Consider the following 25,809-nt stretch of genomic DNA (forward strand, 5'->3'; position numbering starts at 1 on the left):
AACCCCTATGACTGTAGATCCCCTGCCCATGCTTCAGCGTCTGCTCGGCATTCTTGCCCTCCTCCTGCTCGGCCCCAGCACCTGGGCCACGCCACAATTGCGCCTGGCCACCCTGGAATACCCGCCCTACAGCTCCGAGCACCTGCCCGCCGGCGGCAGCATAGTCGAGCTGACCCGGCGCGCCTTTGCCCTGCAGGGTTATGACGCGCAGATCGACTTTCTGCCCTGGGCACGGGTCCGCGCCGACCTGCGCAACGGCAACTATCAGGGCGCCCTGGCGTTGTGGCCCAAGGAGGTCAAGGAAGAGCGTCTGATTGCCTCTCGGCCACTGTTCTACAGCGAGCTGGGCCTGTTTGTGCGCCGCGATCACGGGCTGCAGTTTCGCGACCTGCGCCAACTGGCCGGACACAAGCTCGGGCTGGTTCGAGGTTACGGCTACCCCCAGCACATTCTGGAGGCCGGCCTGGTGCTGGAAGAGGCCGTGGACGACATCAGCAACCTGCGCAAGCTGCAGGCCGGCCGTTTCGACCTGGTGCTGCTGGAGCGTGTTGTCGGTGAACACCTGATTGCCCACACCCCACAGCTGCGCGGTCAACTGGTCTGGCAGGGCGCGGTGCTGGAACGCATCCCCCTGCTGGTCGGCTTTACCCCACCCCAGGCAGGCCAGCCCAACTGGATTGCCATCTTCGAACAGGGCCTGCGCCAGCTGCACGCCAATGGCGAGTACATGCAGATCCTGCGTGCGCACAATCGCTGAGCACCAGGCTTTGCCTGAACGCCGACGCCGTGCACAATGCGCAATTCCTGCAGGCTCAAGGGACTCGCCATGCTCCACGAAGCGTTCTGGCTCACCAGCACCGATGCACCGCCCCTCTACGTGAACCGCTGGCATGCCGAGCAGCCGCCCAAAGCGGTGCTGATGGTGGCCCATGGCATGGCCGAACACAGTGGCCGCTACGCCCGCCTGGCCGAGGCCCTGACGGGCGCCGGTTTCGACGTCTATGCCCATGACCAGCGCGGCCATGGCAAAAGCGCCGAGCACGGCCTGCTCGGCCAATATGCCGAGCGCGACGGCTGGAGCCTGGTGGTAAACGATCTGGCCCGGCTCAATCACCATATCCGCCAGCAGCATCCCCAGGCGCCGATCTTCCTGCTGGGTCACAGCATGGGCAGCTATATCAGTCAGGCCTACCTGATGCAGCACAGCAGCAGCCTACAGGGCGCCATCCTCTCCGGTTCCAACTACCAGCCGATGGCGCTGTACCGCATCGCCCAGCTAATGGCCCGCTTCGAACGCTGGCGCCAGGGCCCGCAGGGCCGCAGCGCCCTGCTCGAATTTGCCAGCTTCGGCTCGTTCAACAAACGCTTCAAACCCAACCGCACCGAGTTCGACTGGCTGAGCCGCGACCCGGATGAAGTGGACAAGTACGTGAACGACCCGCTGTGCGGCTTCCGCTGCGTCAACCAGCTGTGGATCGACCTGCTGGGCGGCCTGCAGCAGATCACTCCAGTGGAGAACCTGGCACAGATCGACAGCCAACTGCCGCTGCTGGTGATCGGCGGCGAGTGCGACCCGGTCAGCGACGGCAAACGCCAGCGCGACCTGGCCGAAGCCCTGCGCCGCGCCGGCAATCAGCGGGTACACCTGCAGCTCTACCCCGAGGCCCGTCACGAACTGCTCAACGAGCGCAACCGCGACGAGGTCACCGCCTTCCTTATCGACTGGCTGCACCAGGCCCTGAGCCAACCGCGCCAGCCCCACCCCAAGACTCAAGAGAGCCATCCATGACGCAAAGCAGCAATACCCCCTACGACGCCCTGGAAGTCGGCCAGACCGCCAGCTACAGCAAGACCGTCAGTGAGCGCGATGTGCAGCTGTTCGCCGAAGTTTCCGGCGACCACAACCCGGTGCACCTGGATGCGGCCTACGCCGCCGAAACCATGTTCAAGGAGCGCATTGCCCACGGCATGTTCAGCGGCGCCCTGATCAGCGCCGCCGTGGCCTGCGAGCTGCCCGGCCCGGGCACCATCTACCTGGGCCAGAGCATGCGTTTTACCGCCCCGGTCAAGCTCGGCGACACCCTCACCGTACGCCTGGAAGTGCTGGAAAAACTGCCGAAATTCCGCGTACGCATGGCCACCCGGGTGTTCAACCAGAACGATGAGCTGGTAGTGGACGGCGAAGCGGAAATCCTCGCGCCGCGCAAGGCGCAAACGGTCGAACTGACCAAACTGCCCCCAATCACAGTCGGCTAATCCTGGCCGCTCATTGCACCGCCGCCGACCGCAGCGGTGCAAGCCCCTGCTACAGCCTCGCGCTCGGACAATCCGTTTCGGCGCCCCTGGAGATTTCTATGTCCCTGTCCATGTACCAAGCGTCCATCCCGGTGTTTACCCGCCAGTTGAACAATCTGTCGACCATCCTGGGTATCGCCGCCGCCCACGCCGAAGAGAAGAAGATCGAGCAGAGCGTCTTTCTCAACGCCCGCCTGGCCCCCGACATGTTCCCACTGAGCCGCCAGGTACAGATCGCCTGCGACGGTGCCAAGGCCGGCGCCGCCCTGCTGGCCGGGGTCGAAGCGCCGAGCCAGGCCGACGACGAAACCAGCTTCGCCGAACTGCAGGCCCGTATCACCACCACCCTGAACTTTCTCGCCAGCCTGAATGCTGCGCAGATCGACGGCAGCGAAGCACGCACCATCACCCTCAAGCGCCGCGACAAGGAAACCCAGTTCCAGGGCCAGGCCTTTCTGCTTGATCACGTCCTGCCGAACTTCTATTTCCACTACACCACCGCCTACGCCATCCTGCGCCACAACGGTGTCAGCATCGGCAAGCGCGATTTCCTCGGCACCCGTTAAGCACGGCCCTGCTCGGTCGCCTAGCAGGCTGTTGAAAAACTACCTGCGTTGCCATCGCAGCGTTAAAAACAGGCTCACAGCCGAAGACTGAACGTGCTTTAGCACGGCCCCGGAGGGGTGAGCGAAGCGAATCAAATGCTCATGTACGACTCGTACACTGCGCTTTTTCGCCTGTTTTTGCCTTGCGCTGGCGGCCTCGCCAACGTTTTTCAACAGCCTGCTAGGCAAACACACTGACCGTCTGCCGACTGAGCACACAGGCCCGGCCATGCTTGTCCCACAGGGTTGAGTCGATATGGCTGTAGCCGTTGGCCGAACTCTGGATTGCCGCGCGATATTGCCACCAGTCATTGCCGCTGCAGTCTGTCGGCAGCTCTGCCACGCTCAGGGTCCAGGTCAGCGAGCTGCCGCTCGCGGGCTTTTTCAACAGACTGAACACCGCCGGTGGCCAGGCATCCACAAGGGCCAAGAGGGTGCTGGAGCATACCACTGCCGGCGAAGCCTCACGCAGGCGAATCCAGCCGCCCATCTCGGTCTGCTGCCCACCCATAAAGGGCATCTTGCCCAGGGTGTAGCGGTAGTCGAAATACTGGGTAAAGTCTGGCGTCAAACCGGGGATAAAGGGAAAGGCCTGCACCTGATCCGGCGCCGTGAAGGCCGGTGCGCCAGGGTGCTCCACCTGCACCACGGATTCGCGATCACTGCCGAAACTGGCCAGCATCACCGCGCACACCTGTTCCTGCTGCAAGGCCGTGGCCTGCACCTGAATCGCGGCCTTGCCTTCGCGCAGCAGGCGCACCTGCACCTGCAATGCTCCCGGCACCACTGGCGCGACAAAGGACAGCGACAGCGAACGCAGTGGCCGCTGCACGCCGACTTCGACCTCTATCCGCTGCAGCATCACGGCCGCCACCAGCCCGCCAAAGGTGGCCCGCCCCTGGCCCCAGTTCTGCGGAATATCCAGGCTCTGCCCGACGCTATCGCGTACGGCAACCAATACATCATTGAAATCCATACCAGCCTCCAATCCATTATTCCAACTGCAGTCCTGCCTCAGGCAACCTGCCGCCAGCCACCCAGTTGCTCGTCAAGAAAGCCGATCACCTGCTGCGCGTAGGCCTCGGGCGCAGCGGCATAGGCATGGGTATGGCGGGCCTCGGGCACCTGCCAGAAGCGGGTCGGAGTGCGCTCGCGCAGCGCCTGCCAGAGCAGCTGGCCATCGCGCACCGGGGTGAATTCATCGGCCTCGCCGTAGATCAGCAGCAACGCCGGGCTGCCCTGCAACTGCTCGGCCGCATGCAGCGGGCGCAGACGCCGCTCGCCGGCGGGATAGACCAGCCTGGACAGCTGAATGCCCAAACGAGGAATGGGGTAGCGCGACCAGAAGTGCAGCAGGGTCGGAAAGGCCGCCTCCAGCACCGCCGCCTTGAACGGATGGGCCTCATCGGCCATGGCGCACAGGCTCATCGCCGCGCCCATGGAGGCCCCCAGCACCGCCACCGGAAGCTGCGGGTATTCGGCCTGCAGAGCCTGGCCGGCGGCCAGCACATCCAGGTGAAAGTCCATGGTGCTGGAGCTGCTTTCGCCAAAGCCGTTCAGATCGAACAGCATCACGTGGTAACCGGCCTGGCGCAGCAGTTCGGCATGGCCGTACTTGATCCAGAACCCCTTGGCCGCCACGCCCATGGGGTGACACAGCAGCACCGCGCCCTTGGCCTGACTGCCATGGGCCGGCGCCAGCAGGGCGGCCAGGCGTGCGCCGGACTGGCTGCGCAGCTGCAACCTGCGCCAGTGACTCTGCTGCGCCTCCTCCGGCCAACGCCAGGGGCGCGCGAAACGGCCGAAGAAGGGTTTCTTGAACAACCGATAAGCCGCGTGCTTCATGCGGGTAACTCCCTTGAATTATTTGCTATCGTCCCGAGTCCATGCAGGCTACCGAGCCCCCGCTGCGGCAGCCATGGCGAGAAATGACAAATAACATGCGAGTTTTCCCCGCCTGAACAACACAGGGAGCTGTTGCGATGAATGTGGCGCTGCTAATGGCCGATCAGTGTTCCTCCACCAGCGTGGCCGCTGCCCTGGAGTTCTTCGAAACGGCCAATGTGCTGCACCATTACGCCCAGGATAAGCAGGCGCGCCAGCAGGCAGGCAGCACGCCGCTGTTTCATCTGCACACGGCATCGCTGGACGGCCAGCCCGTGGCCTGCACCGGCGGCCTGCGCCTGACTCCGGATTGGGCCATCGCCGATCTGCCGCCCTGCGAGCTGGTTGTGGTGCCGGGCTTTATGTTCAATATCCTCGGCGTACTGCCGCGGCTGAGCACGATGATCGACTGGCTACGCCAGCAGCACCAACAGGGCCGCTATATCGCCAGCCTGTGCACCGGCGCCTTTGTCACCGCCCAGGCCGGTCTGCTCGACGGGCGCAGCGCCACCACCCACTGGGCCTTCAGCGAGCAGTTCGCCCGGCGGTTTCCCAAGGTCAGGCTGCACACCGAACGCACCGTCACCGATGACGGCCAGCTGCTGTGCTCGGGCGGCTCCACCAGCTGCAGCGACCTGTTGCTGCACCTGATCCGCAAGTTCGCCTCGCCGCAACTGGCCGCCGAATGCGCCAAGAAACTGCTGGTGGATGTCACGGCCCGCAGCCAGATGCCCTACGCCAGCACCACCTTCAAGAAGAACCACAGCGATGCCGAAGTTCTGCGCCTGCAGATCTGGCTGGAGAAGCACCTGAGCAGCCCTGTTCAGCTGGAACAACTGGCGGAGCAGTTCGGCCTGAGCCCACGCAACCTGATCCGCCGTTTCAAGGACGCCACCGGGCAGACGCCCATGCAGTACCTGCAGGAGTTGCGTATCGAAAAAGCCAAGCTGCTGCTGGAGACCAGCGAAGACGCCTTCGAGCAGATCACCCTGCAGGTGGGCTACGAGGACGGCAATTCCTTTCGCCGCCTGTTCAAACAGCGCGTGGGGCTGGCCCCCAGCGCCTACCGCAAACGTTTCGCCAGCAGGCCCGCCCAGGCAGCCATTACAGCCGCACCCAGCGCTCGTCCTGGCGCTGCGCCTGCAGATGGGGCAGCACCGCCGCCAGCAGCGGCTCCTTGAAGGCCTCCTGAAAACGGTGGGCCAGCCCCGGAATCAGCTTTAGTTCGCTGCCCTTGATATGCGCCGCCACATGCACGCCATGCATCACCGGCAGCAGCGGATCGGCGGTGCCGTGGACCACCAGGGTCGGCACCCGCAGGCGATTTAACAGCTCGACCCGGCTGGGCTCAGCCAGAATCGCCAGCAACTGACGCTGCACGCCTTCAGGATTGAAGGCGCGCTCATAGGCCTGCCGGGCCTGCCGCATCAGCAGTTCACGATCATCCGTCACCGCCGGGCTGCCCAAAGCCGCCAGCAGGTCGGCCTGTTGTGCCAGGGCCTGCTCGCGGCTGGCGGCCTCGCGTCGAGCCAGCAGGCGCAGCAGTCGCTCGTCCGGCGCGGGCAGGCCCTGGGCACCGGAGCTGGTCATGATCAGGGTCAGGCTCTGCACCCGCTCAGGCGCCAGATCGGCCATATGCTGGGCGATCATGCCGCCCATGCTGGCCCCCAGCACATGCACCTGCTGCACGCCCAGGGCGTCCATCAAACCCAGGCTATCTCTGGCCATATCACGCAGGCTGTAGGGGGCCGTGGCGCCCAGGCCCAGGCGGTAGCGCAGCACCTCGTAGGCCAGGTTGCTGCTCGGCGCCTCGGCACGCCAGCTACTCAGGCCGACATCGCGGTTATCGAAACGAATCACCCGAAAACCCTGCTGGCACAGGCGCTCGACCACCTCATCGGGCCAATGGATCAGCTGCCCACCCAGGCCCATGACCAGCAACAGCGCCGGGTCGCTGGCCCGGCCGATGCTCTGATAGGCCAGGCGCACCTCGCCCAGCTCGACCAGATCGGTGGCCACCCGCGCCGTGCAGCGCTCAGCAGCCATAGCTGACAGCGCGCTGCACAGCGCGCTGCACAGCGCCAGCAGAACAATCAACGCACGCATAGAAACACCAGAACGCAGAACCCCATTGAGTGGCGAGTGTGGTGATCTTTGTGCGAGCGCGCTGCCACACAAGCGTGACAGTTTGATGAAGGGAGACGAACGGCAGGCTGCCGTTCGTCTTGAGGGCGGCTAAATCCAGGCTGCACGGGTGGAAAACGCAGCGCGGTTTTCCAACCTACGCCAGTTCGCTACGCAGCTGGCGGGCCGCGGCCACCATATTGACCAGCGCCGCCTCGGTTTCCGGCCAGGCGCGGGTTTTCAGGCCGCAATCCGGGTTGACCCACAACCGCTCGACCGGGATACGCTGGACCGCCTTGCGCAGCAGCTTGAGCATTTCGCCGCTGTCCGGCACCCGTGGCGAGTGGATGTCGTAGACCCCGGGGCCGATATCGTTGGGGTAGTCGAAGCGCTCGAAGGCCTGCAACAACTCCATATCCGAGCGCGAGGTCTCGATGGTGATCACATCGGCATCCATGGCGGCGATGGACTCGATCACATCGTTGAACTCGCTGTAGCACATATGGGTGTGAATCTGGGTTTCGTCACGCACACCGCTGGCCGTCAGACGGAAGGCTTCGCTGGCCCAATCCAGGTACTCGCGCCACTGCGCCTTGCGCAGTGGCAGGCCTTCACGGAAGGCGGCCTCGTCGATCTGGATGATCCGGATGCCGGCCGCCTCCAGATCCACGACTTCATCCCGAATGGCCAGCGCCAGCTGGCGCGCCTGCTGCTCGCGGGAGATATCGTCGCGCGGGAAGGACCACATCAGCATGGTTACCGGGCCGGTCAGCATGCCCTTTACCAGCTTCTTGCTGAGGGATTGCGCATAGGCAATCCATTCCACGGTCATGGCCTTGGGCCGGCTCAGATCGCCGTAGATCACCGCCGGTTTGACGCAGCGCGAGCCGTAGCTCTGCACCCAGCCGAAACGGGTAAAGGCATAGCCGTCCAGCTGTTCGGCGAAGTACTCGACCATGTCGTTGCGCTCGGCCTCGCCGTGCACCAGCACATCCAGACCGAGGTTTTCCTGCACCTCGACGGCGTGGCGGATTTCGCTGTGCATGGCTTCGCTGTACTCGACAGCGGACAACTTGCCGGCCCTGTACGCCTGACGCGCCAGGCGGATCGACGCAGTTTGCGGGAAAGAACCAATGGTGGTGGTCGGCAATGCCGGCAACTGCAGGCGTGCGCGCTGCTGCTCGATGCGCGTGGCAAATGGCGACTGGCGCTGGCTGTCGGCAGCGGTGATAGCGGCCAAACGCGCCTGCACCGCCGGTTTGTGGATGCGCGGCGATTGCGCGCGGCTGGCCTGCACCGCGCGGCTTGCCGCCAAAGCGGCCTGCACCTGGGCATCCTCGGGGGTGTTGAGCGCGCGGGTTAGCACGGCAACTTCCTCGCACTTCTGCACGGCGAAGGCCAGCCAGCTTTTCAGCTCGGCATCCAGGCTGTCCTCGCGGCTCAGGTCCACCGGGCTGTGCAACAGCGAGCAACTCGGCGCCACCCACAGGCGCGACCCCAACCGCTCCCGGGCCTGCTGTAAAACCGTCAGGGCCTGCTGCAGGTCGGTGCGCCAGACGTTGCGCCCGTTGACCACACCGAGCGACAGCACCTTGTAGGCCGGCAGGCGGTCGAGGATGGTGGGGAACTGCTCGGGGGCACGCACCAGGTCGATATGCAGGCCATCCACCGGCAGGCTGGCGGCCAGGCCAAGGTTGTCCTCCAGGCCACCGAAGTAAGTAGCGACAAGCTTCTTGCACGGCTCGCGCTGCAGCAGGTTGTAGGCCCGCTCGAAGGCGTTCTTCCAGTCTTGCGGCAAATCCAGCACCAAAATCGGCTCATCGATCTGCACCCACGCAACGCCCTGGGCGGCCAGGCGCTGGAGGATTTCGCCGTAGACCGGCAGCAGGCGTTCGAGCAGCTCCAGCTTGTCGAAATCGCTGCCCTTGGTCTTGCCCAGCCATAGATAGGTGAGCGGGCCGATCAGCACCGGCTTGACCCTGTGGCCGAGGGCATGGGCTTCGTCCACTTCCTCGAACAACTGCTCCCAGCTCAGGGCGAACTGCTGATCGACACTGAATTCGGGCACCAGATAGTGATAGTTGGTATCGAACCACTTGGTCATCTCTTGGGCGTGAGCAGCGCCACAGCAGCTATTCGACACACCCCGGGCCATGGCAAACAGGGTATCCAGGCTCGGTTTGCCGTCTGCCGGGCGGAAGCGCTCGGGGATCACGCCAAAGCTCAGGGAATGGGTCAGCACCTGGTCGTACCAGGCGAAGTCGCCCACCGGCAGCACGTCGATACCGGCCTCCTTCTGCAGCTGCCAATGACGGGCACGCAGCTGGCGGCCCACGGCGCGCAGCCCGGCTTCGTCCAGCTCGCCTTTCCAGTGGGCTTCAAGGGCTTTTTTCAGTTCACGGTCGGCGCCGATGCGGGGGAAACCCAGGGAATGGGACAAGGCCATGTCAAAACGCTCCATCAGATCAATTCGATGGAGCCATTCTCGGCAGCCTTTGCGAGTGAGACAAACTCAAGATATTCGTCTTGATCTATAGTTTTTCTCATGTAGGGTGGATGACGCTTCATCCATCCACCACCACCTGTGTTTGCCAATGGTGGATGAAAACAACGTCATCCACCCTACCCTCCCGCCGAGGCCCCCATGCTCGAACTGCGCCATCTGAAAACCCTGCATGCCCTGCGCGAAAGCGACAGCCTGGTGGAGGCTGCCGAGCGCCTGCACCTGACCCAGTCGGCGCTGTCCCATCAGTTCAAGGAACTGGAGGAACGCTTGGGCATGCCGCTGTTCGTGCGCAAGACCAAACCGGTGCGCTTTACCAGTGCCGGCCTGCGCCTGCTGCAGCTGTCTGACGCGGTATTGCCGCTGCTGCGCGGCGCCGAGCGCGACCTGGCGCGCCTGGCCGGCGGCACGGCCGGGCGCCTGCATATGGCCATCGAATGCCACAGCTGCTTCCAGTGGCTGATGCCGACCATCGACCAGTTCCGCGACGCCTGGCCGGAGGTGGAACTGGACCTGGCCTCGGGCTTCTCCTTCGCCCCACTGCCGGCCCTGGCCCGAGGCGATCTGGACCTGGTGGTAACCTCGGACCCGCTGGAACTGGCCGGCATCACCTATGTGCCCTTGTTTACCTACGAGGCCATGCTGGCGGTGGCCAACCAGCATCCGCTGGCCAGCAAACCCTGCATCAAGCCCGAAGACCTGGCCACGGAAACCCTGATCACCTACCCGGTTGAACGGGACCGCCTGGATATCTTTACCCGCTTTCTGGAGCCTGCAGATGTGGAACCCGCCCAGGTACGCACCTCGGAGCTGACGGTGATGATGATGCAGCTGGTGGCCAGCGGCCGGGGCGTCTGCGGTCTGCCCAACTGGGCGCTGCACGAATACAGCTCGCGCGGCTATGTCACGGCCAAGCGCCTGGGCGACAAGGGCCTGTTCGCCACCCTGTACGCCGGCATCCGCACCGATATGCTGGATGCGCCCTTTATGCGCGACTTCCTGCTCACCGCCAAGGACACCTCCTTCGCCAATCTGGAAGGGGTCAGCGTGGCGCGCTAGATGGCCGCCGCCGCGCATGTGGCCTATGTCCCGAGCAAAGATCAGGATCACCCCGGCCCAAATGCCGGCGGCCAGGATAAAGTCGCCCGCCCACCTATGACCTGGATCAATTGCGTCTGAGCGCTCCTGCGCTTTAATCAAAACGACAACACCCATAGACGCGGAAACCGAACCCCATGATCCAGGCGATGCGCAGCCGCTATAGAGCATTCAGCAGACATCTGCTGGCGCTCTGGTGTGTGCTGCTTATCGCCTGCTCCTTCGCCCATATTCAAGTCGCCAGCGCCCACGCCCACGACGCCGCCGAGGTCGCCATCTACAGCGGCCACGAGCATGCCAGCCAGGATCACGGCACAACAGATAGCTGCAGCGCCGTACAGAACGCGCCGTTCAACCAGCAACTACTGACGCTCCTGGCCTTGACCGCTCTGTTTGCCCTGGCTGGTAACCTGGGCCTGCTCAACGACCTGCAGCGGCGCATCGGCCGCTTACTGCTCATACCCTTATTCAGCCCCGGCCTACCTGCGCCTATTCGCAAGCGGCTGCATCGCTATAACGAATAGCGCCACTCTCCCCCGCTAGAACCCGCAGCCGCGCTGTGCCGGCCCACGCCGTGCCTAGCCCTGCGCCCCTCGGTTTTTTGGAGAGTGCCCACATGCCCCATGACCCGCATCGCGCCCATGCCGCCAACAACCCCTGGCGCTTCTGGCCTGCACTGGTGTTTTTCGCAACCATCGCCCTGTTTCTCCTCTGGGAAGAGCACGAAACCCATCTGCTCGCTGCCCTGCCCTATCTGATCCTGCTGCTGTGCCCGCTGATGCATCTGTTTATGCACAGCGGCCATGGCAGGCACGACGATCACCGGCACTAAGCCAGGAGGCGCCAGCAGATGACGCGAATGCCAGCCTTGATCCCACAACTGTTCGGCACTGCCGCCACTAAGCCTGCTCAACAGGAGCCCAGGCCATGAATGCGATCGAATCAATCGGCAGTCGCCAGACTGCGATATTGATAGTGCCCGGCATGGGTAGCGACCATTGCGCCGGCCTGGTCAGCCAGTCGCTCAAGCGCCTGCCGGGTATCGCCGAGCTGAGCACCAGCATTGCCAGCCACAAGGTGCGGATCGAGTTCGATGCCGAGCAGACCAGCCTTGCCGCCCTCCAGCAGGCCGTGGAGCAAGCCGGCTATCAGGTGGCCAAGGCGGTGCTGGCCACTACCGAGGGCGAACCCACAGGGGCCGCAGAGGAAGAGCAGTACCTGCGCGACGCCTGGCGACGCATGTGGATAGCCGGCGTACCGGCGACCCTGATCATGCTGCTGATGGTTTTGCCCATGGCCGGTGTAGCGGTGCCCGGCTACCTGGCCATCGTGGTGGTGCTCGCCGCCATTCCGGTGTTTATCGCCGGAGCCAGCACCCATGTATCGGCCTGGAAGGCGCTGCGCAACCGCACCGCCAATATGGATGTGCTGATCAGCCTGGGCAGCCTGCCGCCCTACTTTATCGGCCTGGTAGGGTTTATCTACCCCATGACCTCCTTCGTCGAGATGGCCGCCACCATCACCACCTTCCACTTGATCGGCCGCTATCTGGAGGCCCGCGCCAAGGGGCGCGCCTCCCAAGCGATCCGCAAGATGCTGGAACTGGGGGCCAAGAGCGCGGTGCTGCTGCGCGACGGCAAGGAAGTCCAGGTGCCAATCGAAGCCGTGGCGGTCGGCGACCTGATGCTGGTGCGCCCCGGCGAGAAAATCCCCAGCGACGGCGAAGTGGTCGAGGGTAACAGCCATGTCGACGAGTCCCTGGCCACCGGCGAATCGCTGCCGAAGGAGAAAGGCCCGGGGGATGCGGTGATAGGCGCGACCCTGAACAAGGAAGGCCTGCTCACCGTGCGCGCCACCAGGGTCGGCCAGGACACCTTCCTGGCCCAGGTGATCGACCTGGTCGAGCACGCGCAAAGCTCCAAGGTGCCGATCCAGGAGTTCGCCGACCGCGTGACCGGGCGCTTCGTGCCCCTGGTGCTGCTGATCAGCCTGGCCAGCCTGGTGGTCTGGCTGCTCTGGGGCGAGTCGCTGCGCGGCGTGCTGGTATGGGGCGCAACCTGGTTGCCCTGGGTCAACCCAGAGCTGTCGCCGGGGCTGGTGGGGCTGTTGTCGGCGGTCGCGGTGCTGGTGATCGCCTGCCCCTGCGCCCTCGGTCTGGCCACCCCGACCGCGTTGATGGTGGGTGCCGGGCGCGGCGCCGAGCGCGGCATTCTCTACCGTTCCGGCACCGCCATTCAGATGTTCAAGGAAATCAAGGTGATGGTGCTGGACAAGACCGGCACCATCACCCTGGGCAAGCCGGTGGTCACCGATTGCCTGCCCAGCGCCGGAGTCGACGAACAGGCGCTGCTGCGCCTGGCGGCCAGCGTGGAATACGGCTCCGAGCACCCGATTGCCCAGGCCATGGTCGAACGCACCAAGGAACTCGGCCTGGAACTGGGTGCCCTGAGCGAATTCCAGGCGCTCAACGGCCTGGGCGTGCAGGGCCAGGTGGACGGTCAGTTGATCCGCGTCGGCAATGCGCGCTGGATGCAGCAATGCCAGGTGGACACCGCCGCCCTGGCCAGCCAGCTGGAAGCCCTGGAAAACCAGGGCAAGACCGCCCTCTATGTGGCCCGCGCCGAATACTTGATCGGCGTGGTGGCGGTGGCCGACAGCCTCAAGGAGGACGCCCAGGCCGCCATCGCCGAACTGCGCGCCCTGGGCATCCACACCGTGATGCTGACCGGCGACAACCCGCGCGCCGCCGCCCATATCGCCGCGCAAGTGGGCATCGACAGCGTACACGCAGGTGTCCTGCCCAGCGGCAAGGTCGAAGTGATTCGCCAGCTACAAGCCGAATACGGCCCGTGGGTGGCTATGGTCGGCGACGGTATCAACGACGCCCCGGCCCTGAAGCAGGCCAATGTCGGCATTGCCATCGGCAGTGGCGCCGACGTAGCCATGGAAGCCGCCGACGTGATCCTGGTCGGCGGACGCCTGATAGGCCTGGTGGAGGCCGCGCAGCTGTCGCGCCTGACCTTCCGCAAGATCGTCGAAAACCTGATCTGGGCCTCGGCCTACAACGTCGCCGCCATTCCCATCGCCGCCGTCGGCCTGCTCCACCCGATGATCGGCGTGATCGCCATGACCGCCAGTTCGCTGTCGGTGATCGCCAATTCCCTACTGCTCAAGCGAGCTTCCTTGAGCGTTATCCGCAAAACCCAATAAAACCCAGCAGGAGAAACACCATGCACACATTCACCTACAAGACCCTGACCGCCCTCGCCCTGACCGGCGCACTGCTGGCCGCCCCGGCCTTTGCCGAGGAGGCCCATCACCCCCAAGGTGCCGCCACCCCACCCGCCACCGCAGGCCAAGGCATGGGCATGATGGGCGGCATGGACATGGGCAAGATGCACGAGATGATGCAGCAGATGCACGCTGCCAAAACCCCGGAGGAAAAACAGAAAATCCGCGCCGAACACCACAAGGCCATGCAGGACAAGATGAGCATGATGCGCCAAGGCATGCAGAACAGTCAGTGCCCCATGGCCAAGGATGATGCCGCCCAGCAACAGTGCATGAAGGACATGCACGAAAATATGCAGGGCATGATGCAGATGATGGAGCAGATGCTGGAAAGCCAAGGCATGCAGCAAGGCCAGTGATACAGCTGAACCCGCCCGGGTGGCCGAGTGAACTCGCCATCCGGGTTACATCAGAGCTGCTGTGACCCAGACAGCCAGCCGCCTACTCCCTGCCATAACTTAAGCCTGAACGCTGATCGCCAGGCACCTGCCCACTAACTGCGCTCCTGCTCGGATAAAGCAGACACGGCCCCAGCGCCCTCACCCTGACGCCGCAACTCGCGCAGGCGCAACAGCTGATAGGCCGCCGGCAGCACCAGCAACGACAGCAGCGGCGCACTGAGCATGCCGCCGACCATGGGCGCGGCGATGCGGCTCATGATCTCGCTACCGCTGCCACTGCCCAGCAGAATCGGCAACAGACCGGCGATGATGGTCGCCACTGTCATCGCCTTGGGCCGCACCCGTTGCACCGCACCCTCGCGAATAGCCGCAAACAATGCCGCCGGTGTGCCCTGCCCCGCCGCCTGGCGCTCGGCCCAGGCGTTGCGCAGGTACAAGAGCATGATCACGCCAAACTCCGCCGCTACACCCGCCAGGGCGATAAAGCCCACCCCGGTGGCCACCGACAGGTTGTAGCCCAGCCAGTAGAGGAACCAGATGCCACCCGTCAGGGCGAACGGCAGCGTGGCCATGATCAGCAACGCCTCGTCGAAGCGCGAGAAGCACAGGTAGAGCAGCACGAAGATGATCAGCAGGGTGGCTGGCACCACCAGTTTGAGCCGCGCATTGGCCCGTTCGAGAAATTCGAACTGACCGGCGAAGCTCAGGCTCATGCCGGGTTGCAGGCGCACCTGCTCGGCGATGGCCTGGCGCAGGTCCCTCACTACCGAGGCCATGTCGCGGCCGCGGGTGTCGATATAGACCCAGCCGGAGGGCCGCGCATTCTCGCTTCTGAGCATGGGCGGGCCGTCGCTGATACCGATCTGGGCCACCGTGCCCAGGGTGATCTGGCTACCCTGGGGGGTGTAGATCGGCAACTCACGCAGACGGCTCAATGAATCGCGCCATTCACGCGGGTAACGCAGGTTGATGGGGAAGCGCGCCAGGCCTTCCACGGTTTCGCCGACGTTCATCCCGCCGATGGCGCCGGCCACCAGGTCCTGCACCTCGGCGATATTCAGGCCGTAGCGGGCAGCCGCCACCCGGTCGATGTCGATGTCGATATAGCGCCCGCCGGTAAGGCGTTCAGCCAGCGCCGAGCTGACGCCGGGCACCGTACGCGCCACCCGCTCCACCGCCTGGGCCACAGCGTCGATCTGGGCCAGGTCACTGCCGGCGACCTTGACTCCGATCGGGCTCTTGATCCCGGTGGCGAGCATGTCAATACGGTTGCGGATCGGCGGAATCCACAGGTTGGCCAGGCCCGGCACCTGCACCGCGCGGTCCAGCTCCTCCACCAGCTTTTCCGCGGTCATGCCGGGGCGCCATTGCTCGCGCGGCTTGAACTGGATGGTGGTCTCGAACATCTCCAGCGGCGCCGGATCGGTGGCGCTGTCGGCGCGCCCGGCCTTGCCGAATACCCGCGCCACCTCGGGCACCGTCTTGATCATGCGGTTGCTCTGCTGCAGCAGCTGCGCGGCTTTCTGCGCGGACAAGCCGGGCAATGCGGTGGGCATATACAGCAGGTCGCCCTCGTCCAGCGGCGGCAGGAACTCGCCGCCCAGCTGGCTGGCCGGCCACAGCGCGCTGAGAAATATCAGCAGGGCCAGCACCAGGGTCGCCTTGGGATGGCGCAGCACCTGTTCCAGGGCCGGCTGGTAGAGGCGGATCAGCCCGCGGTTGAGCGGGTTGCGCTGCTCGTCCGGGATGCGCCCGCGAATCCAGTAACCCATCAGCACCGGCACCAGGGTTACCGACAGCCCGGCGGCGGCGGCCATGGAGTAGGTCTTGGTGAAGGCCAGCGGGCCGAACAGGCGGCCTTCCTGGGCCTGCAGGGTGAACACCGGGATAAACGACAGGGTGATGATCATCAGGCTGAAGAACAGCGCCGGGCCCACCTCCACCGCCGCCGCACCGATCACCCGCCAATGCTGCTCGCCCTTGAGTTGCTGGCCCGGATGTTCGGCATGCCAGTGCTCGATCTTCTTGTGCGCGTTCTCGATCATCACCAGGGCCGCGTCGACCATGGCGCCGATGGCGATGGCGATGCCGCCGAGGGACATGATGTTGGCGTTGATGCCCTGCTGCTGCATGACGACAAAGGCGATCAGCACCCCCAGCGGCAGCGAGACGATGGCCACCAGGGAGGAGCGCAGGTGCCAGAGAAACGCCAGGCACACCAGGGCCACGACGACGAATTCCTCCACCAGCTTCTCGCCCAGGTTGCGCACCGCGCGGTCGATAAGCTGGCTGCGGTCGTAGGTGGTGACGATCTCCACACCCTCGGGCAGGCTGGCCTGCAGCTCGTCGAGTTTGGCCTTGACCGCGTCGATGGTGCTGCGCGCGTTCGCTCCGCTGCGCAGGATCACCACGCCGCCGACCACCTCGCCCTCGCCGTCCAGCTCGGCGATGCCGCGGCGCATTTCCGGGCCGAGCTGGATATGCGCCACCTCGCCCAGGGTCACCGGCACCCCGCCGCCATCCAGGCGCAGGGGAATGGCGCGAAAGTCCGCGAGGCTCTGCAGGTAGCCGGAAGCGCGCACCATATATTCGGCCTCGGCCAGTTCCAGCACGCTGCCGCCGCTTTCCTGGTTGGCCGCGCCGATGGCCGCCGCCACCTGCTGCTGGCTGATGCCGCGGCTGGCCAACTTGATCGGGTCGAGCAGCACCTGGTACTGCTTGACCATGCCGCCGATGCTCGCCACCTCGGCGACATTGGCCAGGGCCTTGAGCTCGAAGTTGAGGAACCAGTCCTGCAGGGCGCGCAGCTGCGCCAGGTCGTGCTGGCCGCTGCGATCGACCAGGGCGTACTGGTAGATCCAGCCGACTCCGGTGGCATCCGGCCCCAGGGCCGGTTTGGCCCCGGCCGGCAGGCGCTCCTGGATCTGGCTGAGGTACTCCAGCACCCGCGAGCGCGCCCAGTAGAGGTCGGTGCCGTCTTCGAACAGGACATACACGAAGCTGTCACCGAAGAAGGAAAAGCCGCGCACCGTGCTGGCTCCTGGCACCGAGAGCATGGCGCTGGCCAGCGGATAGGTGACCTGATTCTCGACGATCTGCGGGGCCTGCCCTGCATAAGGCGTGCGGATAATCACCTGGGTATCGGACAGATCCGGCAAGGCATCGATGGCGATGTTCTGCACCGACCAGGCGCCCCAGGCGGTGGCGAACAGGCTGGCCAGCAGCACCAGCAGGCGGTTGGCCAGAGACCAGCGAATCAGCGCGGCGATCATGGCTGTGCCTCCCGATGGTCATCATGGCTTTGGTTTTCCTCGGCTACGGGTGCCAGGCGCTCGATGCGTTCGATGCGCATACCCTCGTCATCGGCGCGCACCCCGACCCGCACCCGGTCGCCGGGCTTGAAGCCTTCCAGCAGCGCCGCATCGACGATCGGAAACAGCATGCTCATGCCCGGCATGCCCAGGGTCTTGAACGGGCCATGGGTGAGCATCACCCCATCGTCTTCGATGGAGTCGATCTGCCCCTCGGCTTCATGCAGAGCCGACTCAAGCTTGACCTCGGCCGCCGGCGCGCCCAGTTCCTGAACCGGGATGCCGCGCAGGCTGGCCTCGGAATCGAGCAGAAACTGCCCGGAAGCGACCACCTGCTGGCCCTCCTGCAGGCCCTCAAGTATCTGCGTATTGCCCGCGGCCTCCTGGCCCAGGCGGACTTCCAGCGGGCGGTAGCGCCCCTCGCCTTCGGCAAGCATCACCAGGGCGCGGCGACCGCTGCGGATCACCGCCTCGCTGGGTACGAACAGCGCATCGAGTTCGGCCGACCGGGCCAGCCGTACCTGGGCGGTCAGGCCCGGGCGCAGGCGGCCATCGGGGTTGTCCAGCACGACCCGTACGCGCAGGGTGCGGCTGTCCAGGTTGGCCTGGGGCAGAATGGCTTCGATGCTGCCGCCAAGCACTTCGCCGGGAAACGCCGGCAACCGCGCCTCGACCACCTGACCTGGATGCAGGCCCAGGATTTGGGCCTCGGGCACTGCCACATCCAGCCAGACGCTGCGCAAGCCGTTGATGGTCGCCAGGGTGTCACCCGCCATCAGGTTCATGCCCTCGCGCACATCGAGTTGTTGCAATACGCCGGCAATCGGGCTGGTCACCGTCCACAGCGCCTGGACCTTGCCGCTACGCTCGAACCTTGTGATCAGCGCCGCGGGCATGCCGGCCAGGCGCAGACGCTGGCGTGCTGCGGCCAGCAAGGCAGGATCGCCGGCATCGCGCAGGGCCAGATACTCTTCCTGGGTACGTACCCACTCTGGCACCAGCAGATCGGCCAGGGGCGCGCCGGCTTCGAGCAGATCCTCCGGTGCGCGGGCATAGACGCGCTCGACGAAACCGCCCGTACGCGCCTGCACCACGGCGATATCGCGGGTATTGAAGGTCAGGCTACCGGTCGCTTCCAGGCTGTTGGCCAGCGCCCCGCGGGTCACCGGGGCCAGGCGCATGCCCAGGTTCTGAGTGATGCTCGCATCGATGCTGACGACGGCGCTGTCGCCACCTTCGTCGGCATAGCGCGGCACCAACTGCATATCCATAAAGGGCGATTTGCCCGGCTGGTCGAATTTCTGCTGCGGCACCATGGGGTCGTACCAATACAGCACCTTGCGCTCGTCGGCCTTACTGGCCTGGGGCAGCCCTTGAGTAACCGCAGATTCATGGTTCATCGATTGCTGGGCGAACCAGTAGCCGCCCGCCGCACCTATGCCCAATACCAGCGTCGCCAGCAGCGCGCCTTTTGCACTTGTCGCACTCATTGGCTAACTCCTTCGTAAGCGAAATGCAGGCGAGCGCTGCTCAGCGCGCGCGCCTGTTCGAAGTCGATGTCTTTCAGGCGTGCCTCGATCAGCTCGCGGCGGGCAGCGATCACACTGGCCAAGTCGCCTTCACCCGCTCGATAACCCGCCAGGGTCAAGGCAACTTTCTCTTCTGCCAGTGGCAGCAGGAGTTCCTGGCTGCGGCGCAGCGCGCGGTCGAAACGCTGGTACTCGGCCAGGTCGTCGGCCAACTGCTGGGCATGCTCACGCTCCGCCGCCTCGCGTTCGGCATGCAGCTGGCTGAGCGAAGCCTGCTTGGCGGCTATCCTGGGGTTCTGCCGGGAGCCCGGAAACAGTGGCAGATCGAAGCTGAACTGCAGCGAAACCATATCGCCGAAGGCCGGGTCGCGCTGCTGATAGGCCAGCTGCCAGCTCCAATCGGATTGCTTGTCCGCCACGGCCTGGCGCACCTCGGCTTGGGCCGCCTCAGTCATCGAGCCGAACAGTTCCAGCTCGGGATGGTGTTGCAGGTTATGCCGATAGTGCTCGGCATCCACCGGCCAGTGCGGCAGGCGACCTGCCAGAGTCTCATCGGCGCGCGGACCGATCCAGCGGCGCAAGGCCGCTCGCTGCTGCGCGCGGCTCTGCAGCAGTTGGTCCTCGACTTCGGCGAGCAAGGCCGCCTCCTGCCTGGGCGCAACGCTGTCGGCGGCCTGGCCACGGCCACCGGCGATGCTGGCGCGCACTGCTTTAGCCAACAGTTCGTTTTCGCCGTAGAGGTCTTTGAACAGACTCAGCTTCTCCTCCACGGCGCGTGCAGCAATCCAGGCCAGCGCGGTTTGCCGCCGCACCCGCAGGCGTTCGACCCGCTCCCGAGCGGCGGCACTGAGTACACCGGCCTCGGCAGCCTCGACCCGGGCGCGACGTTTGGCTCGGCTAGGCACCTCCTGCATCAACCCGATCATCTGCATGGTCATCGGCTCGCGATCCAGACGACCACGGTTGTCGCCCTCGATCGGCAGGTTCTGCACGCCGAGGGTCAGTTTCGGATCAGGTAACTCGCCGGCCGGCACTGCGGCATGGCGCGCGGCCTGTACATTGGCAACCTGGGCTGCCAGCGAAGGCGCCTCGCGCTCGGCCAGAGTCAACGCCTGGTCGAGAGTCAGCGCCGCAACCGGCATGCTGAGCAGGGCAGCGGCCAGCGCGCCGGCCGCCAACCGGCCGGAAAAGGAAATACAACGGTACATATGGAAGATTCCTGTCGATATCGCGCGCTATGGACGCGCAACGACCATCGAGCCGCCAGGGCTAGACGATGGGGTGGCAACGGGACGGGAATCAGGCGCGGGGTGGACGCCAGGGAGCAAGCGAGGGTCGGGACAGGGGTTCGGCCTGCCCGTACAGCGGGGCGCTGACGGCGGCCGGCAACAACTTGAGTTTCAATCCATAGCCATCGGCCAAGGGCAGGCTGGCGCTGGGGCATTTGCTCATATCCGGGCACAGCTGAGCGCCAACCTGCATCGCCGCCTCGTCGCAGCAGTCGCTCGCCTGCGGCGCATCCTGGCTCATTGGACAAGGTTCGACGACCAGCAGCGTACCCGCCAGGCTCTGCAAGGGCAGAACCAGAGCCAGGAGCACGACCAGACAGAGACGAGGGAGAGCGTTCATGATCGGAAGTCTAGCTCCGTGCCGGGACAGGAGCAATTGACCAAGGTCAAGGACCATGGCACGGCGAGATGTACTCAGGACAACCGCAGCTCACAGCGACAGCAGAGGGTGAACGGCTCACCCGGCAAGCCTGGCGGGGCACGCCCTGTTACATCTGCCCGCTTGCCGATTGTGACCAGCAGTCATAGCATGACCACCGGTCACAACTGCAGATACAGCCGCCATGCGCCTACAGGATCGTCTCTTCGAGCAGCGCGAACTTGCCATTCTCGCCGCCGCCCGCCAGCTGTTCAGCGAGCAGCCCTGGGATCGGGTGACCATTGCCGAGGTGGCCATCGCTGCCGGAATCGGCAAGGGCACGGTGTACAAGCACTTCCCCAGCAAGGAGGCGCTCTATGCGCGCCTGGTGCTGGAGCGCTCCCGCGCCGACCTGGCCGAGTTGCGGGCCGTGCAGGCCGCAAGCCCAGCCGGCCAGGCCATGCGCCAGGTGATCCTGCGCGCCTTCGCGCAGATGCTCGGCAACCCCATCCAGGCCCAGTTGTGTCGCCACTGTGACCGCCCGGAATTCCAGGAGCGCCTGGAGGCCCCCTACCCCCAGCAGTTTCTCGATCTGGAACGCGACTACCAGCTGTTCTTCGGCGAGCTGCTGGGTGACGTTCTGGGCACCCATGCCCTGAGTCAGGCCGACTGCCAGAACCTGCTGTGGGGGGTGGAAGCCTGCGTCAACGGGGTCATCGGCCGCATCGCCGCCGGCGGCTTTGCCCACTGGGCCGAGCCCATTGCCCTGGACGACTACTTCGCCCGGGTCGCCGACTTCATCATTGCCGGTCTGCGCGCCCAGGCCGCCGACCTTCTTGCCCAATCCTGCGAGTAAGCCTTTATGTTTAGCCAACTGTCCAAACGCCCCTGGCTGATCGCCGTCGCCATCAGCCTGTTGCTGCTGCTCTGGCTGCTGAGCGGCGATGCCTTCCGCGCCCGGGAGCAAGTCGGCGCCGAACAAGCCCCTGCCGAGATGGGCCTGAGCAAGGTCCAGGTGCAGTGGCTGCAGGCCCAGCCCATGCAGCGCCAGCATGTGGTGCAGGGGCAGATCGAAGCCTGGCGTCGGGTCGAACTGCGCGCCCAGATCAGTGGCAGCGTCACCCGCCTGGATCAGGACAAGGGCAGCCCGGTCACACAGGGTCAGCGGCTGCTCAGCCTGTCCGCCGACAACCGCCCGGCCCAGGTCGCCAAGGGCGAGGCCGAGGTGCGCCAGCGCGAGGCCGAGGTCAATGCGGCCCAGCGCCTGCGCGAGCGCAACCTGATCTCGGCCAATGAGCTGGCGCGCCTGCAGAGCGAGCTGGCCAAGGCCCGCGCCGAGCTGGACATGGCCCGCATCAGCCTGCAGAACACCGCGATCAGTGCGCCCTTTGCCGGTATCTACGACCAGCGCATGGTCGAACTGGGTGACTTCGTTCAGCCCGGCCAGAGCCTGTTGAGCCTGGTGGATATCAGCCAGCTCAAGGTCAGCGCGCAGATTGCCCAGCAGGAGGTGATCCAGCTCAAGCTGGGCCAGCCGGTGCGGGTTGAACTGCTCGACGGCCGCAGCATGGAAGGCGAGCTGCACTTTATCGCCGCCGCCGCCGACCCCGGCTCGCGCAGCTTCCGCATCGAGGTCAAGGTGGCCAACCCCGAGGGCCTGCGCCTGGCCGGGGCCAGCGCCACCCTGCATATCGCCACCGGCGAGGCCCTGGCCCATCGCCTGTCGCCGGCTCTGCTCAGCCTGGATGCCAGCGGCCGCCACGGGGTCAAGTGGGTGAACGACCAGCAGCGGGTGGAGTTCACCCCGGTCGAGCTGATCAGCGTCGACAACCAGGGGGCCTGGGTCAGCGGCCTGCCGCCGAAGGTGGCGCTGATCACCCTGGGTCAGGGCTTTGTCGAGCCGGGCCAGCAGGTCATCAGCCAGACGGTCGAGGGCAGCTGAGATGCATAGCCTGATCGCCGCCGCCCTGGATCGCAGCCGTACCAGCCTGCTGGTGCTGGCCTTTCTGATCATCGGCGGCCTGGGGGCCTATCTGGCCATCCCCAAGGAAGCCAACCCGGATGTCAGCATCCCCATCATCTACGTCTCGGTGAGCCTGGAAGGCATCAGCCCGGAAGACGCCGAACGCCTGCTGGTACGCCCCCTGGAGCAGGAGCTGCGCAGCCTGGAAGGGATCAAGGAAATGCGCTCCATGGCCAGCGAAGGCCACGCCTCGGTGACCCTGGAGTTCGACGCCGGCTTTGACGCCAAGCAGGCCCTGGCCGATGTGCGCGAGAAGGTCGACACCGCCCGCAGCAAACTGCCCGAGGAGGCCGACGAGCCGAGCGTCAACGAGGTCAACGTGGCGCTGTTCCCGGTGCTCTCGGTGGGCCTGTCCGGGCCGATTGCCGAAACCGAGCTGGTGTATATCGCCCGGCGCCTGAAGGACAACATCGAGGGCATCGCCGAGGTGCTGTCGGTGGAGATCGGTGGCGACCGCGAAGACCTGCTGGAGATCGTCGTCGATCCGCAGGTGCTGGACAGCTACGGCATCGACTACAATGAGCTGTTTACCCTGGTCAGCCGCAACAACCGCCTGGTCGCCGCCGGCAGCCTGGACACCGGCGCCGGGCGCATGAGCATGAAGGTGCCCGGGGTGATCGAAAACCTCGAAGACGTGCTGAGCATGCCGATCAAGGTGGTGGGCAACAGCGTGGTGACCTTCGGCGATGTGGCCACCATCCACCGCACCTTTAAGGACCCCACCGGCTTTGCCCGCATCAATGGCCAGCCGGCGGTGGTGCTGGAAGTGTCCAAGCGCAGCGGCGCCAACATCATCGAGACCATCGAGCAGGTCAAGGCGCTGATGCAGCAGGCCCAGCCCCTGCTGCCGGAAGGGCTGGAAGTCAGCTACATCATGGATCAGTCGCAGGAGGTCAAGAACATGCTTGGCGACCTGCTCAACAACGTGATGACCGCCATCGCCCTGGTGCTGATCCTGGTGGTGGCGAGCATGGGCCTGCGCTCGGCGCTGCTGGTGGGCCTGACCATCCCCGGGGCCTTTCTGGCCGGCATCCTGATGATCTGGATGCTAGGTTTCACCCTCAATATCGTCGTGCTGTTCAGCCTGATTCTGGTGGCCGGCATGCTGGTGGACGGTGCCATCGTCGTCTCCGAGCTGGCCGACCGCTACCTGCATCAGGGCCAGACGCCCCGCCAGGCCTGGGCCAATGCCGCCACGCGGATGGCCTGGCCGGTGATCGCTTCCACCGCCACCACCCTGGTGGTGTTCCTGCCGCTGCTGTTCTGGCCCGGGGTAGTCGGGCAGTTTATGAAATACCTGCCGGCCACGGTGATTCTCTGCCTGCTGGCCTCCCTGGCCATGGCCCTGGTGTTTCTGCCGGTGCTGGGCGCCGTGACCGGCGGCAGCGCCAAACCGCTGCCCAGCCATACCAGCCGTGCCGGCAGCGCCTATCGCCGCCTGCTCGCCCGCCTGCTCAAGCGTCCGGGCCTGACCCTGCTCGGCATGCTGGCGCTGATCGCGCTGATCTACACCGCCTACGGCCGCTTTAACCATGGCGTGGAATTCTTCCCCGATGTGGAGCCGGAAAGTGCGCAGATCTGGCTGCGCGCCCGGGGCGATCTGTCGGTGCAGGAGAAGGATGTGCTGCTGCAGCAGGTGGAAAAACGCCTGCTCGGCATGAGCGAAGTCAAGGCCCTGTACGCCCGCTCCCTGGCCCAGCCCGACGGCCAGCTGGGCGCCGACGTGATCGGCACCCTGCAGTTCCAGTTCGTCGAATGGCATGAGCGGCGCCCGGCCAATCGAATCCTCGAAGACATGAGTGCACGCACCGCCGATATCCCCGGCATCGTGCTGGAGTTCCGCAAGCAGGAGCAGGGCCCCAGCGGCGGCAAGCCGGTCAAGCTGCAGATCAGTGCCCTCGACCCGGCCCAGGCCGAGCTGTGGGTCGAGCGCATCCGTGGCGAGATGACCACACTCGGCGGTTTCAAGGACATCGAAGACGACCGCGCCCTGCCCGGCATCGAATGGCGGATCAAGGTCGACCGCGAGGCCGCCGCGCGCTTCGGCGCCGACGTGCTGAGCGTGGGCAACGCGGTGCAGATGATCACCAACGGCCTGAAACTGGCCACCTACCGCCCGGAAGATGCCACCGACGAGGTGGATATCCGCGTGCGCCTGCCGGCCAACTGGCGCTCCCTCGACCAGCTCGGCCGCCTGACCCTGAGCACCGCAGCGGGCCAGGTGCCGCTGAGCAACTTTGTCAGCCTGGAGCCGGCGCCCAAGGTCGGCACCCTGCGCCGGGTCGACGGCGATCGCACCATCACCCTGCAGGCTGACCTGGCCGAAGGCGCGCGCCTGGACGAGCGTCTGCTGGCCCTGCGCGGCAGCCTCAAGGAACTGCCCAGCGACGTGCAGCTGAAGTTTGCCGGCGAGGATGCCGACCAGCGCGAGGCCGCCACCTTCCTGATGACCGCCTTCGGTGTGGCGATCTTCCTGATGTTTATCATCCTGGTGACCCAGTTCAACAGCATCTACCAGGCCATGCTGGTGCTCTCGGCCATCGTCCTGTCCACTGCCGGGGTGCTGACCGGGCTGCTGGTCAACGGCCAGTCGTTCGGCATCGTCATGGTCGGCATGGGCCTGATCGCCCTGGCCGGCATCGTGGTGAACAACAACATCATCCTCATCGACACCTACAACCAGCTGCGTCGCCAGGGCCTGGAACCCTACCAGGCCGCCCTGGAAACCGGCAGCCTGCGCCTGCGCCCGGTGCTGCTCACCGCGGTGACCACGGTGCTGGGGCTGATGCCCATGGTGCTGAGCGTCAACGTCGACCTGCTCACCCCGAGCCTGGGCATCGGCGCGCCCTCGACCCAGTGGTGGACCCAGCTGTCCAGCGCCATCGCCGGCGGCTTGAGTTTTGCCACCGTGCTGACCCTGCTGCTGACCCCCTGCCTGCTGGTGCTCGGCTCGCGCTTCGAGCGACGCCCGCCGCCGCTGGAAACCTTCGACGACGACCTGCTGGACCTACCCGAGCATCTGCTGGCCAGCGCCAAACAGAAGGTCGAGCTGCAGCGGGTGCCGTGAACGCTAACCTGGCGCCGCCCCAGCCAAAGTC

General features: G+C 65.4%; 21 protein-coding genes. 13 read left to right on the forward strand and 8 right to left on the reverse strand.

Annotation, left to right across the window (positions count from 1 at the left end; all coding sequences use genetic code 11):
* The first annotated feature begins 7 nt into the window (after nucleotides 1–7).
* The 4 genes from GJV18_RS13965 (at nucleotide 8) to GJV18_RS13980 (ending at nucleotide 2,861) form a co-directional block, all read left to right on the forward strand.
* The gene (locus GJV18_RS13965; protein ID WP_233280177.1) at nucleotides 8–757 is read left to right on the forward strand and encodes a substrate-binding periplasmic protein; all 750 of its coding nucleotides are present in this window, start codon (nucleotides 8–10) and stop codon (nucleotides 755–757) included.
* A 69-nt stretch (nucleotides 758–826) separates the two neighbouring features.
* Nucleotides 827–1,789, forward strand: a complete 963-nt coding sequence (locus GJV18_RS13970; RefSeq protein ID WP_160346618.1) for an alpha/beta hydrolase — start codon at nucleotides 827–829, stop codon at nucleotides 1,787–1,789.
* Nucleotides 1,786–2,256 (forward strand): MaoC family dehydratase, encoded by a 471-nt coding sequence (locus GJV18_RS13975; protein ID WP_160346620.1) that lies wholly within the window; start codon nucleotides 1,786–1,788, stop codon nucleotides 2,254–2,256. Before GJV18_RS13970 ends, GJV18_RS13975 begins: the two co-directional genes overlap by 4 nt.
* A 98-nt stretch (nucleotides 2,257–2,354) precedes the next feature.
* The gene (locus GJV18_RS13980; protein ID WP_160346622.1) at nucleotides 2,355–2,861 is read left to right on the forward strand and encodes a DUF1993 domain-containing protein; all 507 of its coding nucleotides are present in this window, start codon (nucleotides 2,355–2,357) and stop codon (nucleotides 2,859–2,861) included.
* A gap of 220 nt (nucleotides 2,862–3,081) precedes the next feature.
* Here GJV18_RS13980 and GJV18_RS13985 read toward each other — a convergent pair whose 3' ends face one another.
* Both GJV18_RS13985 and GJV18_RS13990 read right to left on the reverse strand, forming a co-directional pair.
* Complete coding sequence (locus GJV18_RS13985; RefSeq protein WP_160346623.1) at nucleotides 3,082–3,876, reverse strand: acyl-CoA thioesterase; 795 nt, start codon at nucleotides 3,874–3,876, stop codon at nucleotides 3,082–3,084.
* A 38-nt stretch (nucleotides 3,877–3,914) separates the two neighbouring features.
* Nucleotides 3,915–4,745 (reverse strand): alpha/beta hydrolase family protein, encoded by an 831-nt coding sequence (locus tag GJV18_RS13990; RefSeq protein WP_160346625.1) that lies wholly within the window; start codon nucleotides 4,743–4,745, stop codon nucleotides 3,915–3,917.
* Between the two features lie 137 nt (nucleotides 4,746–4,882).
* Here GJV18_RS13990 and GJV18_RS13995 point away from each other — a divergent pair, with 137 nt between their 5' ends.
* A complete protein-coding gene (locus GJV18_RS13995; protein ID WP_160346627.1) occupies nucleotides 4,883–5,965 on the forward strand; it encodes a GlxA family transcriptional regulator in 1,083 nt (360 codons plus the stop codon).
* On the opposite strand, the gene GJV18_RS14000 is transcribed toward GJV18_RS13995, so the two are convergent.
* Both GJV18_RS14000 and metE read right to left on the reverse strand, forming a co-directional pair.
* Nucleotides 5,889–6,890: an alpha/beta fold hydrolase gene (locus GJV18_RS14000; protein ID WP_160346629.1), complete on the reverse strand. Its 1,002-nt coding sequence runs from the start codon at nucleotides 6,888–6,890 to the stop codon at nucleotides 5,889–5,891. The two genes, GJV18_RS13995 and GJV18_RS14000, sit on opposite strands and share 77 nt — an antisense overlap.
* A gap of 175 nt (nucleotides 6,891–7,065) precedes the next feature.
* Nucleotides 7,066–9,354 (reverse strand): 5-methyltetrahydropteroyltriglutamate--homocysteine S-methyltransferase, encoded by a 2,289-nt coding sequence (metE, locus tag GJV18_RS14005; protein WP_160346631.1) that lies wholly within the window; start codon nucleotides 9,352–9,354, stop codon nucleotides 7,066–7,068.
* A 198-nt stretch (nucleotides 9,355–9,552) separates the two neighbouring features.
* On the opposite strand from metE, the gene metR reads away from it, so the two are divergent.
* The 5 genes from metR (at nucleotide 9,553) to GJV18_RS14030 (ending at nucleotide 14,159) form a co-directional block, all read left to right on the forward strand.
* Complete coding sequence (metR, locus tag GJV18_RS14010; RefSeq protein ID WP_160346633.1) at nucleotides 9,553–10,470, forward strand: transcriptional regulator MetR; 918 nt, start codon at nucleotides 9,553–9,555, stop codon at nucleotides 10,468–10,470.
* Between the two features lie 176 nt (nucleotides 10,471–10,646).
* Nucleotides 10,647–11,033, forward strand: coding sequence for a hypothetical protein (locus GJV18_RS14015; protein ID WP_160346635.1), 387 nt, complete (start codon nucleotides 10,647–10,649; stop codon nucleotides 11,031–11,033).
* A 92-nt stretch (nucleotides 11,034–11,125) separates the two neighbouring features.
* A complete protein-coding gene (locus GJV18_RS14020; protein WP_160346637.1) occupies nucleotides 11,126–11,341 on the forward strand; it encodes a DUF2933 domain-containing protein in 216 nt (71 codons plus the stop codon).
* A gap of 95 nt (nucleotides 11,342–11,436) precedes the next feature.
* On the forward strand, nucleotides 11,437–13,719 hold the full coding sequence (locus tag GJV18_RS14025; protein ID WP_160346639.1) for a heavy metal translocating P-type ATPase: 2,283 nt from the start codon (nucleotides 11,437–11,439) through the stop codon (nucleotides 13,717–13,719).
* A gap of 20 nt (nucleotides 13,720–13,739) precedes the next feature.
* Entirely contained in the window at nucleotides 13,740–14,159 is a 420-nt protein-coding gene (locus GJV18_RS14030; RefSeq protein ID WP_160346641.1) for a hypothetical protein, read from the forward strand.
* Between the two features lie 134 nt (nucleotides 14,160–14,293).
* On the opposite strand, the gene GJV18_RS14035 is transcribed toward GJV18_RS14030, so the two are convergent.
* From GJV18_RS14035 to GJV18_RS14050, 4 genes are all read right to left on the reverse strand, one after another.
* Nucleotides 14,294–17,473: an efflux RND transporter permease subunit gene (locus GJV18_RS14035; protein WP_160346643.1), complete on the reverse strand. Its 3,180-nt coding sequence runs from the start codon at nucleotides 17,471–17,473 to the stop codon at nucleotides 14,294–14,296.
* Nucleotides 17,470–19,002: an efflux RND transporter periplasmic adaptor subunit gene (locus tag GJV18_RS14040; RefSeq protein ID WP_160346645.1), complete on the reverse strand. Its 1,533-nt coding sequence runs from the start codon at nucleotides 19,000–19,002 to the stop codon at nucleotides 17,470–17,472. Before GJV18_RS14040 ends, GJV18_RS14035 begins: the two co-directional genes overlap by 4 nt.
* Nucleotides 18,999–20,249, reverse strand: coding sequence for a TolC family protein (locus GJV18_RS14045; RefSeq protein ID WP_160346647.1), 1,251 nt, complete (start codon nucleotides 20,247–20,249; stop codon nucleotides 18,999–19,001). Before GJV18_RS14045 ends, GJV18_RS14040 begins: the two co-directional genes overlap by 4 nt.
* A gap of 91 nt (nucleotides 20,250–20,340) precedes the next feature.
* Nucleotides 20,341–20,670 (reverse strand): hypothetical protein, encoded by a 330-nt coding sequence (locus GJV18_RS14050; protein WP_160346649.1) that lies wholly within the window; start codon nucleotides 20,668–20,670, stop codon nucleotides 20,341–20,343.
* A 223-nt stretch (nucleotides 20,671–20,893) separates the two neighbouring features.
* Here GJV18_RS14050 and GJV18_RS14055 point away from each other — a divergent pair, with 223 nt between their 5' ends.
* From GJV18_RS14055 to GJV18_RS14065, 3 genes are read left to right on the forward strand one after another with little or no spacing between them, the layout of a single operon-like run.
* Nucleotides 20,894–21,544, forward strand: a complete 651-nt coding sequence (locus GJV18_RS14055) for a TetR/AcrR family transcriptional regulator (protein ID WP_160346651.1) — start codon at nucleotides 20,894–20,896, stop codon at nucleotides 21,542–21,544.
* A gap of 6 nt (nucleotides 21,545–21,550) precedes the next feature.
* A complete protein-coding gene (locus GJV18_RS14060) occupies nucleotides 21,551–22,630 on the forward strand; it encodes an efflux RND transporter periplasmic adaptor subunit (RefSeq protein WP_160346653.1) in 1,080 nt (359 codons plus the stop codon).
* A gap of 1 nt (nucleotide 22,631) precedes the next feature.
* Nucleotides 22,632–25,778 carry an efflux RND transporter permease subunit gene (locus tag GJV18_RS14065; RefSeq protein ID WP_160346655.1) on the forward strand — a complete coding sequence of 1,049 codons (3,147 nt, stop codon included), beginning with the start codon at nucleotides 22,632–22,634 and terminating at the stop codon, nucleotides 25,776–25,778.
* The last annotated feature ends 31 nt before the right edge of the window (nucleotides 25,779–25,809 follow it).

The sequence above is a fragment of the Pseudomonas xionganensis genome, from assembly GCF_009763245.1.
GTDB lineage: Bacteria > Pseudomonadota > Gammaproteobacteria > Pseudomonadales > Pseudomonadaceae > Aquipseudomonas > Aquipseudomonas xionganensis.